This window comes from Pseudomonas sp. R11F (genome assembly GCF_050312575.1).
GTDB classification, from domain to species: domain Bacteria; phylum Pseudomonadota; class Gammaproteobacteria; order Pseudomonadales; family Pseudomonadaceae; genus Aquipseudomonas; species Aquipseudomonas palleroniana.
Genome location: NZ_JBNPJU010000009.1, coordinates 47899 through 60055 on the forward strand (window position 1 = coordinate 47899; position 12157 = coordinate 60055).

The 12157-nt window shown below is 61.5% G+C and carries 14 protein-coding genes; 5 read left to right on the forward strand and 9 right to left on the reverse strand.

What is annotated here, in order from left to right:
* Positions 1–94: 94 nt before the first annotated feature.
* The 4 genes from ACQRBV_RS02030 to ACQRBV_RS02045 all read left to right on the forward strand — a co-directional run bounded on the left by ACQRBV_RS02030 (position 95) and on the right by ACQRBV_RS02045 (position 2587).
* Positions 95–1006, forward strand: coding sequence for a LysR family transcriptional regulator (locus ACQRBV_RS02030; RefSeq protein ID WP_161549715.1), 912 nt, complete (start codon positions 95–97; stop codon positions 1004–1006).
* A 117-nt stretch (positions 1007–1123) separates the two neighbouring features.
* Positions 1124–1456: a hypothetical protein gene (locus ACQRBV_RS02035; protein WP_411984470.1), complete on the forward strand. Its 333-nt coding sequence runs from the start codon at positions 1124–1126 to the stop codon at positions 1454–1456.
* 93 nt (positions 1457–1549) lie between these two features.
* Positions 1550–2050, forward strand: coding sequence for a methylated-DNA--[protein]-cysteine S-methyltransferase (locus ACQRBV_RS02040; RefSeq protein WP_161549716.1), 501 nt, complete (start codon positions 1550–1552; stop codon positions 2048–2050).
* A 111-nt stretch (positions 2051–2161) separates the two neighbouring features.
* Complete coding sequence (locus ACQRBV_RS02045) at positions 2162–2587, forward strand: low affinity iron permease family protein (protein WP_060753737.1); 426 nt, start codon at positions 2162–2164, stop codon at positions 2585–2587.
* A gap of 56 nt (positions 2588–2643) precedes the next feature.
* Here the strand turns inward: ACQRBV_RS02045 and ACQRBV_RS02050 are convergent, their stop codons facing one another.
* The 9 genes from ACQRBV_RS02050 to yiaY all read right to left on the reverse strand — a co-directional run bounded on the left by ACQRBV_RS02050 (position 2644) and on the right by yiaY (position 10932).
* Positions 2644–3171 carry a DUF4142 domain-containing protein gene (locus tag ACQRBV_RS02050; RefSeq protein WP_090366255.1) on the reverse strand — a complete coding sequence of 176 codons (528 nt, stop codon included), beginning with the start codon at positions 3169–3171 and terminating at the stop codon, positions 2644–2646.
* 120 nt (positions 3172–3291) lie between these two features.
* Positions 3292–3933 carry a LysE family translocator gene (locus ACQRBV_RS02055; protein WP_090366257.1) on the reverse strand — a complete coding sequence of 214 codons (642 nt, stop codon included), beginning with the start codon at positions 3931–3933 and terminating at the stop codon, positions 3292–3294.
* Positions 3934–3985: 52 nt separating this feature from the next.
* A complete protein-coding gene (gene fos / locus ACQRBV_RS02060; RefSeq protein WP_411984469.1) occupies positions 3986–4396 on the reverse strand; it encodes a fosfomycin resistance glutathione transferase in 411 nt (136 codons plus the stop codon).
* A gap of 70 nt (positions 4397–4466) precedes the next feature.
* A complete protein-coding gene (locus tag ACQRBV_RS02065) occupies positions 4467–5795 on the reverse strand; it encodes an MFS transporter (protein WP_411984468.1) in 1329 nt (442 codons plus the stop codon).
* Between the two features lie 59 nt (positions 5796–5854).
* Entirely contained in the window at positions 5855–6796 is a 942-nt protein-coding gene (locus tag ACQRBV_RS02070; RefSeq protein ID WP_411984467.1) for a hydroxymethylglutaryl-CoA lyase, read from the reverse strand.
* Positions 6793–7986 (reverse strand): CaiB/BaiF CoA transferase family protein, encoded by a 1194-nt coding sequence (locus tag ACQRBV_RS02075; protein WP_411984466.1) that lies wholly within the window; start codon positions 7984–7986, stop codon positions 6793–6795. The genes ACQRBV_RS02070 and ACQRBV_RS02075 overlap by 4 nt, the downstream gene beginning before the upstream one ends.
* Before the next feature lie 110 nt (positions 7987–8096).
* Positions 8097–9017 carry a LysR family transcriptional regulator gene (locus ACQRBV_RS02080; RefSeq protein WP_161549721.1) on the reverse strand — a complete coding sequence of 307 codons (921 nt, stop codon included), beginning with the start codon at positions 9015–9017 and terminating at the stop codon, positions 8097–8099.
* A complete protein-coding gene (locus ACQRBV_RS02085; RefSeq protein ID WP_411984465.1) occupies positions 9017–9691 on the reverse strand; it encodes an NAD(P)H-binding protein in 675 nt (224 codons plus the stop codon). Before ACQRBV_RS02085 ends, ACQRBV_RS02080 begins: the two co-directional genes overlap by 1 nt.
* 92 nt (positions 9692–9783) lie before the next feature.
* Positions 9784–10932 carry an L-threonine dehydrogenase gene (gene yiaY / locus ACQRBV_RS02090; protein WP_411984464.1) on the reverse strand — a complete coding sequence of 383 codons (1149 nt, stop codon included), beginning with the start codon at positions 10930–10932 and terminating at the stop codon, positions 9784–9786.
* A 122-nt stretch (positions 10933–11054) separates the two neighbouring features.
* Here yiaY and ACQRBV_RS02095 point away from each other — a divergent pair, with 122 nt between their 5' ends.
* On the forward strand, positions 11055–12071 hold the full coding sequence (locus ACQRBV_RS02095; protein WP_090366268.1) for a DUF4917 family protein: 1017 nt from the start codon (positions 11055–11057) through the stop codon (positions 12069–12071).
* Positions 12072–12157: the final 86 nt, after the last annotated feature.

Genomic DNA, 12157 nt, shown 5'->3' on the forward strand with positions numbered 1-12157 from the left:
AAACATCTCGTTTTATTTTGTCCTGCCTTTATAGAATGGGCGGCAGGATCGAGACCAATACCGATTTCCGACCGATCAATACCCAAGGACCAGGATGCTTGACCTACGCAAGCTGCGTTACTTTCTGACGGTCGCCGAAGAATTGCACTTCGGCCGCGCCGCCCTGCGCCTGCATCTGGCCCAGCCACCGCTGACCCGGCAGATCTCGGCGCTGGAAGCGGAGTTGGGTTTCAAGCTGTTCGACCGCACCAGCCGCAGGGTGACCCTCACCGCCCCGGGCCGTGCGTTTCTGCCCTATGCCCGTGGTGTGCTGGAACAGGTTGAGCTGGCCCAAGTGATCGCCGGCAAATTGGCCGCCGGCACCGCCGGGCAGTTGGCATTGGGCTATGTCAGCTCAATCGCTTTGTCGGATCTGTTCAGCCAGACGATCCAGGCGTTCGCCCAGCGTTTTCCCGACGTGCAACTGACCTTGGTGGAGTGCGCCTCCGGTAGTCTGGGCGCGCAGGTGGCGGATGGGCGGCTGGATATCGGGCTGAGTCGCCTGCAGCCACAGGCCCCAGACGTCCAAGCCCGGTCATTGGGCGAAGAACGATTGGTGGCGGCCGTCTCCAGCGACAGCTCCCTGGCGCTCCAGCCACAGGTCAGCCTGGCGCAATTGAGCGCTTACCCGTTGATCCTGTTTCCGCCGGATTATGGATCGGGGCTGAACCAGTCCATCGAGCAGCTTTACCGGCACCACGGCGTCCCCTTGCGCGCCGGCCCGACCGGACGGCAGATCACCTCGATCATTGCCCTGGTGGCAGCCGGTCAAGGCGTGGCACTGGTGCCGGAATGCACACAAAGCCTGATGAACAAAGGCGTGACGTACCGGCCGTTGGTGGAAGTGGATGCGTGTGCCCAATTGTTGGTACTGACTTCGAGTGAAACAAAAAGTGGCTTGGTTGAAGCCTTTCTCGCCGTCATCGAGGAGACCCTGCAGACCCGCGCTCGGCTTAGCTGCGACTAGGCGGCGCTGAAGGTGTGGCAACAGCAGCGCCAACGATCACTCGGAAATATCTGAATGCCACGGCGCACTGGCATGTTGATCATGTCTACTCGCCAGCCTGAAGGAAGGATCAGCGCCATGCTTGAACCCGGACAACGCACACCAACACCCATACTGCGCCAAATGGTGGGTTGGGTATTGGTATTGCCGCTATTGGTGGCCTGGGTGAAGCTGCCATTCCCGTTGGGGATGCTCCTGTCGCTCGGCTCGATTGCAGCCTCCGCCTATGGCGTTTGGCGAGCCCGGCGCTACGCCAGCCGACGTGTGACGCGACTCGCCTGGGTGGTCATTGTGCTCAATGTCATCTCATGGGTGTTGACGGCGAATGCATCGGTCCTCATGGCGCTTTATTGGGTGTCCTGGCTGTATGTTTACCCACACTATTCCCATTGGGTTTACTGGAACACCTAGACTGCCGCAGAATTCGAGCGCAAGAATCGTAGTTTTCAGTCGGGTCGAGGGACTTACAGTAGCGTCGTACCTTTTACCCTCAGGAGCCCGATCATGCCTTACGAATACAAGCTCATGCCCTCCCCCGTCGGCCAGCTCACCCTGGTGGCGCGCAATGGCAAACTCAGTGCCATTCTGTGGGAAACCGAGCGTGCCAACCGTGTACGCCTGGGTCAATTGCAGGAAGCCAATGACAGCCCGGTGCTGTTGGAGGCCGAACGCCAGTTGAAGGAATACTTCGCCGGCACCCGCAACCGTTTCGAGCTGCAACTGGACTTCACCGGCACGGATTTTCAGAAGCAGGTCTGGCAGGCGCTGCTGACCATTCCCTTTGGCGAAACCCGCAGCTACAGCCAGATTGCCCGGCAGATCGGCAACCCGAAAGCCGTGCGCGCGGTGGGTGCTGCCAACGGGCGTAATCCGATCTCGATCATCGCGCCCTGCCATCGGGTGATCGGCGCATCGGGCGGGCTGACCGGGTTCGCCGGGGGGCTTGAGGCCAAGCAATATCTGCTCGCGCTGGAAGGCGTCGGCCAGGCCGAACTGGCGTTTTGAGGCACTTGGCGAAGGTGCTGTAACCGCTGGGTCATCGCATCAATTGTTAAAAGAAATTTCAGCGAAACGCCGTGGTCCATCTTTCATCACCACGATTCAAGGAACACGGCCATGAAATTTTCTGCAGTCTCCCAAACCCTGTCCCGCTGGGCAGGCAGTGCCCGGACATTTTACGCGGCGGTCGCGTTGATTTTCCTCTGGAGCCTCAGCGGCCCGTACTTTCACTACAACGACACCTGGCAACTGATCATCAACACCTCGACCACCATCATCACCTTCCTGATGGTGTTCCTGATCCAGAACACGCAAAACCGCGACAATGACATTCTGCATATCAAAATCGATGAGCTGCTGCGCGTGTCCAAAGATGCGCAAAATGCGGTGTTGAGCCTGGAGGGCCTGGACCGCAAAGAGCTGGAAAAACTGCGCAAGCAGTACCGCAGCATTGGCAACACCGGCACCGTCAACCTGAACGACAGTTGTGGTGAGAATGGCGACGATACGGCGCGCGCCCATACCGATTTGAATCAGGCCTGAAAAAAAACGGCGGTTGGAGAAACTCCAACCGCCGTTTTTCATTGCCGGCCAAGGCTTCAACCGTCGCCTTGATGGCCCTTGCCATAGGTCGACGCCAGCGCCCGGGCTTTCTGCAGACGCTCCTCCAACTTGGGCAGCGTCTCATCGACCAGGGCTTTTATTTCCGGTACGTCCGACGCCGCGCCTTCCTGTTTGAACAGCGCAATGGCGTCTTCATTTTCCTTGACCTGCTGCGCGGTATAAGCGGCGTCAAAGGAGTCACCGTCCTTGAGTTGCGGCATCAGGGTTTCGGCTTTATCGACGATTTTCTCCCGTGGCGCCACGGGCAGGTCGAGCTTCTTGGCGATCGCCGCCAAATGCTGGTTGGCCAGGGTCCGTTCGTTGATCACCTCAATGGTGTAATCCTTGATTTCCTGGGATGAGGTCTTGGCGTGGGCCATGCGGCTGGTTTCGATATCGGCCATCCCTTTGGCCGAAGCCTGCTCGATGAATTCAGCAGGCGACTGGGCGAAAGCATTGCTGGCGCCGAGGCCCAGCAGCATCGCGAAACTGGCGGTGCGTAACCGGATAGCCATGCGGCTCATGATAGGTTCCTCCAGGGCAAAAATAGGGGCGGGGCAACGCGGCCCCGCCCTCAATTCGAATTTTCCGGGCGGCAAAGGTTTAGAAAAACCTGCTCAGTGCGACGAACGGTCGTCGGTAGGTCACGCCGGCTTGCTGCCGAACAGCCCCGGCAACGCATGCGCCAGGGCATTGATGGCAAAGCCGATGAACATCACGCCGCAGAGCCGGGTGATCAGGATTTCATGGCGCTGATAGACGGTGCGCACGCGCTGGGCGCCGACCACGCCGATCAGGATCGCATAGGCCAGCAGGCCGCCCAGAAAGCTGAGGACAATCAGCCACGGCAGCATCGACCATGTGAGCAATTCGGCGCGGCTGGACAACAACGCGGTAAACGTTGCGACCGCCACCGGGTAAGCCTTGGGGTTGGTCAAACCGAACAGAATGCCGTGCCGGAACGGATGCCGAGCGGCGCCTTGCGGCGCATCGCTGCTGCGAACCTGGGTACGAATGGCGCGCCAACCGAGCCAGAACAGGTACAGGCCGCTGAGTACGCCCAATACATCAAAGGCACTGCTGCCCACTTCCTTTGCACCGACGATGGCGATCAGCGCGGTGCTGCACCACACCACATCCCCGAGCAGATGCCCGCCGAGAAACCCCGCTCCGGCGCGGCGGCCACGTGCGGCGCCAATCCCGAACACGGCCAGGACACCCGGCCCTGGCGTAATACCGTAGATAAAACCCGAAGCGAGGACGGCGAGCAGCAAGGACGGGGTCATGGGCACGACTCTGGCAGAGGGTTGAGGTGGATCGATTCTGCACGTTCTGCCGCTACGGGTAAAACTTCATTCCGGCATAAGGCTGGGTGCGGCAGGCTTGCAGACGCGACGCCAAGTCGCCGACATGCACTTCAAGCTTATGGCCGTCAGGGTCGAGAAAATAAAACGACGCGCCTTCACTGCGGTTGTCGCGCCACTCTTGCACACCGGCAGCACGCAGGCGCGCCACCACCTCGCTGAAGTCATCTGGATGTGCGGTAAAAGCGTAGTGGGTGTATTCAGCCATCGCGCCCACGGAGCGCGAAGGGTCGAGCGACAGGCACAGCCACAAACCGGAGAGTGAGAGGTAGGCGCCGTTATCCCAGGTGGCGTCGAGCCGAAGCTGCAACAACTCATGATAGAAACTGACGCTGCGGTGCAGGTCGGTAACGGCAAGCGTCAGGTGGTTGAGACCAGAAAGCATGGTGTTTTCCTGTTATCCAATTGAATGCAAAGCAGCGCCCGCCTGACCTCGGACGCTGCGTGAGCATTCGTCAGCGCTTGTCGGAGGTCCGCAGCTTTTGCGGCAACCCCCACAGCAGCAGCGCGGCAGCGATCAGTGCACAGACACCAATCACGTAGAGAGCCGGAGTGGTACTGCCCGTCATGTCCTTGATCCGACCGACCATCACCGGGCTGACAATACCCCCCAGTTGCCCCAGGGTATTGATCAAGGCAATCCCGCCGGCGGCCCCTGCCCCGGCACCTGCCAACAGCTTGGGCGGCAACGTCCAGAAGGTGGGGATCGAGGCGATGATACCCGCACCCAGCAGCCCCAGGGCAATGATCAGGAAGGTGGTGTGATCATCGAAGATCCCGGCGCAGAAGAACCCTACCGCGCCTAACGCGACCAGGCCACTGACAAACTTGCGCGGCTCCCCCGTCGCGTCCGACCAGCGCCCCACCACTACCATGGTGATGGCTCCGCAAATATAGGGAACAGCAGTCAGCAGGCCGATCACTACCGAACTTTCGATCCCCGTGCTGCGGATCAATTGCGGCGCCCAGAAATTCAGGCCATAGGACGCCACCTGGATCAGGAAGTAAATCAAGCCCAGCATCAGGAAACCGGGAATTCGCAAGGCCTGCAGCAGAGAGCCTTTTTGATGCACCTCATGCACCGCGATACGGCTTGAGAGCAATGCCTTTTCGTCGCTGTTCAACCAGGGCGCATCCTCGATGCGGTCCTTGAACTGCGTCAGTACCAGCCACGCCAGCACCACACAGGGCAGGCCGCCCAGCAGGAAGAGCCAGTGCCAGCCGCGCATCTCCAGCACGCCATCCATGTGGCCCAATACCAGCCCGGAGAACGGCGCGCCGATCAGCCCGGCAAAGGCCGAAGCCAAAAACAGCATCGAGGTGATACGCCCACGGAAATCCTGGGGGAACCAGAGGGTCAGGTAATACAGCACGCCTGGGGCAAAACCGGCCTCCATGGCGCCGATCAGAAAACGCAGGGCGTAGAACTGCCACTCGGCCGTGACGAACACCATGGCCGCCGTCGCCAGCCCCCAGGACAGCATGATGCGTGCGATCCAGCGCCTTGCGCCGACCTTGTAGAGCATCATGTTGCTCGGCACTTCAAACAGCACATAACCCACGACAAACAAGCCGGCCCCCAGGCCGTATGCGGTGTTGCTCAAGCCGAGGTCGGCCTGCAACTGGAACTTGGCGAAGCTGATGTTGATACGGTCGAAAAAAGCAAATAGATAGCAGACCATGATCAACGGCATCAGGCGCCAGGCGACCTTGTTGACCACCGCCTTGATCGGATCGATTGCTCCGGCCGCGCTCGCGCCGGCCTCCAACGTATTAGTGCTCATGGTTTCTCTCCAGCGGGCAGCTCATAGGCGCCCGATTGTTTTTGTTGTCTGGTACAGGGTTACAACGTGGCGATGTGATCCGGGGGTGAGTGCAGGTCACAGTTGCGCCCGGCCTTGGCCACTTGACCGGGCAATTCATGACCCAGCAACGCCGGCAGGCGACGGGATATGTTCAGCAGATGCGGCAGATCAATGCCGGTGTGAATGCCGACTTCCTCACACAGGTTGACCAGGTCTTCGGTGCAGATATTGCCCGACGCGCCCGGCGCAAACGGGCACCCGCCGAGCCCGCCCAGGGCCGCGTCAAAGCGCCGGGCACCGGCCTCGTAGGCGGCCAGCACATTGCACAAACCCAGGCCACGGGTGTTATGAAAGTGCAGGGTCAGATCGCTGGCGGGCACGCGCTGCAATACGCGCTTGACCAGACGTTCCACCTGGCGCGGGTTGGCCATGCCGGTGGTGTCGGCAAGGCTGATCCCGCGAATGCCGAGCGCCTGATAAGCGTCGACAATTTCCAGTACACGGTCTTCATCAATCCTGCCTTCGAACGGGCAGCCGAACGTGGTGGCGATACTGCCATTGAGGCGCACCGGGTAATCGGCGGCAAAGCGGGTGATATCGCCGAACGCCGCCAACGATGCCTCGCACCGCATACGCATATTCGCCAGGTTGTGGGTCTGGCTGGCGGACATCACCAGGTTCAATTCGTCGGCGCGCGAGTCGATGGCGCGCTGAGCGCCCTTGAGGTTGGGGATCAGTGCTACGTAGATAACCCCGGCTTTGCGTTGAATGCCTTGGAACACCTGCTCACCGTCGCGCAATGCGGGGATGGCTTTGGGGGAGACAAATGAACCGGCTTCGATGCGCGAGAATCCAGCCTGGGAAAGCTGGTCGATCAACGCGATCTTGTCGGCCGTCGCCACCCAGGTCGGCTCGATTTGCAGGCCGTCGCGCGGGGACACTTCCTGCACGATCAGCCCAGCCGAATAGTCAGTGATCATTGCACCACTCCCGAGGTTTTCAGACGTTGGATATCGGCAACCGTCATACCCAGGCTGCCGAGGATGTCATCCGTGTGCTGGCCCAGGGTCGGACCTTGCCAGTTGATTGCGCCGGGCGTTTCCGACAGCTTGGGCACAATGCCGGGCATCTTCACCGACACACCGCCGGGCAGCTCGGCCTTGAGCAGCATGTCGCGTGCCTGGTAATGCGGGTCGCTGACGATGTCGGCCACCGAGTAGATACGCCCGGCCGGCACTTCGGCGGCCTCCAGGGCGCTGAGCACCTGCTCGATAGGCCGGCTGCTGGTCCAGTGGGTAATGGCCGCATCCAGCACGCCGCTTTTCGCCGCACGGCCATCGTTGTGGGCAAACTCCGGCGCCTCGGCCAGATCGGCGCGGCCGATGGTGGTCATCAGGCGCTTGTAGATCGGGTCGCTGTTGCCGGCAATCACCACATAGGCGCCGTCGGCGGTGAGGTAGGTATTGGACGGCGCGATGCCCGGCAAGGCACCGCCGCTGCGCTCACGCACATGGCCGAGCATGTCGTATTCAGGCACCAGGCTTTCCATCAGGTTGAACACGCTTTCGGCGAGGGACACATCGACAATCTGCCCGTCGCCCTGGCCGGTCTTGACCCGCAGCAAGGCCATCAGCGCGCCGATCACCGCGTGCAAGGACGCCAGGGAATCCCCCAGGCTCACGCCCACCCGCGCCGGCGGTGAATCCGGGTTGCCGGTGGTGTAGCGGATGCCGCCCATGGCCTCGCCAATGGCGCCGAAACCCGGGCGGTCACGGTAAGGGCCGGTCTGGCCATAACCGGAAATGCGCACCAGGGTCAGCTTGGGGTTGAGCGCGTGCAACACGTCCCAGCCCAGGCCGAGTTTTTCCAGGCCGCCGGGGCGCAGGTTCTCGATAAGGACGTCGGCGTCGCCGAGCAGTTGTTTGATCACGCCCAGGCCTTCTGCGGACTTCAGGTCCAGGGCCAACGACTTCTTGTTGCGCGATTGCAGGTACCACCACAGCGACGTGCCTTCGTGCAGCTTTCGCCACTTGCGAAGCGGATCGCCCTGGCCCAGGGCTTCGATCTTGATCACCTCGGCGCCAAACTCGGCCATCAGCCGTGCGGCAAACGGCGCGGCGATCAGCGTACCGATCTCGATCACCTTGATACCGCTCAGGGGAGCCGTCATGGGGTGTACCTCTTGTTCTTGGAATGTGCGCCAAGGCTAGAGGACTCTGAGAGCAGAAAGCCAACCGTCAGTTGGCAAGGAGCGTTCGCGAAACGCGAACGAACCGCGAATTATCTGTCAGCCCCCGCCGAGTGACTCAGGTAGTCAAAGAGCAAGCGGCTAACCGGCGAGAGCTGCGCTTCATCCCGGACCACCAGGATCAGGCTGCGATCGGACCAGTCATCCGTGAGCGGCACGGCATGCAGACCCAGTGCGCGACCAAACAACTCAAAAGCCTTCTGCGGCAGGATGCCAATCCCCATATTGGCCTGGACCATCCGGCACATCGCGTCAAAACCCGGCACATGGATCCGCAGGCGCAGCATCTGGCCTGCCTCGCGAGCGGCCGCGTGGGTGCGCATATTGATCGAGCTGGCCGAATGCAGGCCGACGTAATCGCTGCCCAGGGTTTCGGCGAAGGCCAGGGATTTGCGGGCCGCCAACGGATGGTCCGCGGGCATCAGCACCACCAGTTTGTCGCGGCGGTACACCACACGCGGCAAGCCCTTGGTGTCGGTGTCGCTGGAGCAGATGCCCAGGTCCGCCACACCATCCAACACGCCTTGCACCACACCATTGCTGGGGCGTTCTTCAAGGTCGGTTTTGACTTCAGGATGCAACTCGGAAAAATCCCGCAAGTCTTCCGGAAGGAACTGAATGATCGCCGACAGGTTGGCCAGCATCCGCACATAGCCCCGCACGCCGTGGCTGTGCTCGCCCAGCTCCAGGCCCATTTTTTCGACGTTGAACAGCATCTGCCGCGCATGGTGCAGCAACGTCTCACCGGCCGCCGTCAGGTCCATGCCCTTGGCCCGACGCACGAACAGACTGACGCCCAGCACCTGTTCCAACTCCATCAAGCGCTTGCTGGCCGCCGACACCGCGATGGCTTCCCGCGTGGCGGCACGGGTCAACGTGCCTTCTTCAAACACGGCAACGAACAGTTGCAGGGTGATCAGGTCCAGGCGCCGCACCAGGCTCTTGTGCAACATCAGTGGCGCTCGGCGGCCAGGCGATGGATCGCGGCCTGCTCCACTACCGCCTGTGGCGCGCCATGACGCACTGCCGCGAGCATCGCCTGGCCGACGGTCTCGGTACTCACCACCCAACTGGGTTTGACCCGGCGAACGAACGACAGCAGCGGGCCGAGCACGCTATAGAACGATTGGTACAGCGGCGTTTTCGAGCGCACACCATGCAACGGTTGGATCACCCCAGGCCGGAACAGGTACACCGCCTTGAACGGCAGGCGCAGCAACGCATTTTCGGTCTTGCCCTTGACCCGGGCCCACATCGACTTGCCCGCCTCGGAGCTGTCGGTGCCGGCGCCGGACACGTAGATAAACGTCATCTGCGGATTGAGCCGCGCCAGGGTGCTGGCGGCCACCAGCGTCAAGTCATAGGTCAGGTGGGTGTAGCGGGTTTCATCCATGCCCGCCGAGGAGACGCCCAGGCAAAAGAAACACGCATCAAACCCTTGCAGCAGGTTTTCCAACGGTTGCAAATCCAGCATGTCGCTGTGCAATACCTGGTGCAGCTTGCCGTGCTCCTGGGTCAACGGCGTACGCCCCACGGCGACCACTTCCTGAACGTCGGCCGCCAGCAGGCACTCGCGCAACACGCCCTGGCCGACCATGCCGGTGGCGCCGAATAGCAGAACTCTCATAACGGGACCTCAGCGGCAAGCCGCAAGCTTCATGCTCAAGTTGAATGCAGATCGACTTGTAGCTTACCGCTTGCAGCTCACCACTGCCCGATTCAGAACGCGCTGCGGAAAATCTCCTCGATCTGACGCTGGTCGGCCCGCCGAGGGTTGGTCAGGCCGCAGGCATCTTTCAACGCGTTGGCGGCCAGCAGTGGGATGTCCTGCAACTTGGCGCCCAACTCCCGCAAGCCGGCCGGGATCTCGACATCCTGCGCCAAGGCGCGGATGGCCGCGATGGCCGCCTGGGCGCCCTCTTCCGGCGAATTGCCCTTGATGTCGGCGCCCAACGCACGCGCCACGTCGCTCAAGCGCGTGGCACTGACACTCGCGTTGAAACTTTGTACGTGGGGCAACAGCACTGCGTTGCAAACCCCGTGCGGCAGGTCATACAGGCCGCCCAGCTGATGGGCCATGGCATGCACATACCCCAAAGACGCATTGTTGAAGGCCATGCCGGCGAGAAATTGCGCATACGCCATGTTTTCCCGCGCAGCCTTGTCGATGCCGTCACGGACTGCCAGGCGCAGGTTGGCACTGATCAGTTCGATGGCCTTGATCGCACAGGCATCGGTAATCGGGTTGGCGGCGGTGGACACGTAGGCCTCGATGGCGTGGGTCAAGGCGTCCATGCCAGTGGCGGCCGTGAGGCCCTTGGGCATGCCGACCATCAGCGCCGGGTCGTTGACCGACAGCAGCGGCGTGACGTTGCGGTCGACGATGGCCATTTTCACATGGCGGGTTTCGTCGGTGATGATGCAGAAGCGGGTCATCTCGCTGGCGGTGCCGGCGGTGGTGTTGATGGCCACCAGCGGCAGTTGCGGCTTGCTCGACTGGTCGACGCCCTCGTAGTCACCGATATGCCCGCCGTTGGTGGCGCACAACGCGATACCCTTGGCGCAGTCATGGGGCGAACCACCGCCCAGGGACACCACAAAATCGCAACCATTGGCCTCCAGCAGCGCCAGGCCTTTCTCGACGTTTTCCACATTCGGGTTGGGCTTGGCGCCGTCGTAGATCAGCGAGTCGATGTCCTGCATCGCCAGCTTTTCGGCGATCATGCTGGCGACGCCCGCCTTGGCCAGCCCTGCGTCGGTGACGATCAGCGCCTTGCGAAAGCCGTAGTTTCGGATGGCGGTCATGGCTTCGTCGAGGCAGTCGCTGCCCATGATGTTAACGGCGGGAATGAAGAAGGTACTGCTCATGGCAAATCCTCAGAGGCGTTATGCCAACAGGATCAACCGCCGTGGCTTGAGGCATCTTGATCAGGATCAACGCCGGCTCGTGATAAAGTCACCCACCCGCCGATTTGAGTAGACCCGCCGCAATGAAGGATTTCCAGGATATTGACGCCCACCTCGAAGACTGGAGCGCGGTACGCAGCGCCATCGACTTCAGCGCGATCCTGATCGGCAACGGCGCCAGCCGCACGATCTGGGAAGACTTCGCCTACGACTCGCTGTTCGAAAACGCCCGCACCGTTGAAGAAAAGCCCCTGAGCCAATCCGAACTCAGCGTGTTCGACGCCTTGCAAACCCGCAGTTTCGAGCAGGCCCTGGGCGCGCTGAAAACCACCAGCCGGGTCAACAAAGCCCTGGCCGTCAGCTCGGCGGCGCCGCGTAATCGCTACTACGCGATCAAGGAAGCGCTGATCAACACCATCCATGCCGTGCACATCCCCTGGCGACTGGTGCAGCCCTCGACGCTGGCGACGATCAACGCAGAGCTGGCACGCTACCCGACCGTATTCACCAGCAACTACGACCTGCTCAACTATTGGGCGATCCTGCACACGCCGGGCATTGATGATCTGTTTCGCGGCGTGGATGCCAGCTTCGACCTGCGCCACACCCACACCGACGCCACACGCATCCTCTACCTGCACGGCGGCCTGCATCTGGTGCGCAACCTCGATGGCACGGCGCGCAAATTGGCCTCCACCGACAGCACCTTGCTCAGCAGCTTCGCGATCAACAACACGATCAAGACCCTTGATGACGTGCCGCTGTTCGTCAACGAAGGCAAGGTTGAGGAGAAGCTCAAGACCATCCGCAGTTCGGACTACCTGTCGTTCTGCTACGAGCAGTTGCTCGGCCATGCAGGGGCGCTGTGCATTTTTGGCCATGAGCTGGGAGCGCAGGATAAGCACCTGGTGGATGCGATTCGCCAGGCGAAGCTCACGACCCTGGCGATCTCGGTGTCGGGGCGCAGTGACGGGTTCATCCGCCAGCAGAAGCGCCGGTATTCAGCGTTGTTCGAGGGCACCGGAGTGGCGCTGAAGTTCTTCGCGGCGCGCACGCATCCATTGGGTGACCCGGCGCTGTCAGTCCCTGTGGAACGCTGATATCCAGAACAAAGGCGATCCACTGTGGGAGGGGGCTTGCTCCCGATAGCGGTGGATCAGTCAGTAAAGCTGTGAATGACACACCG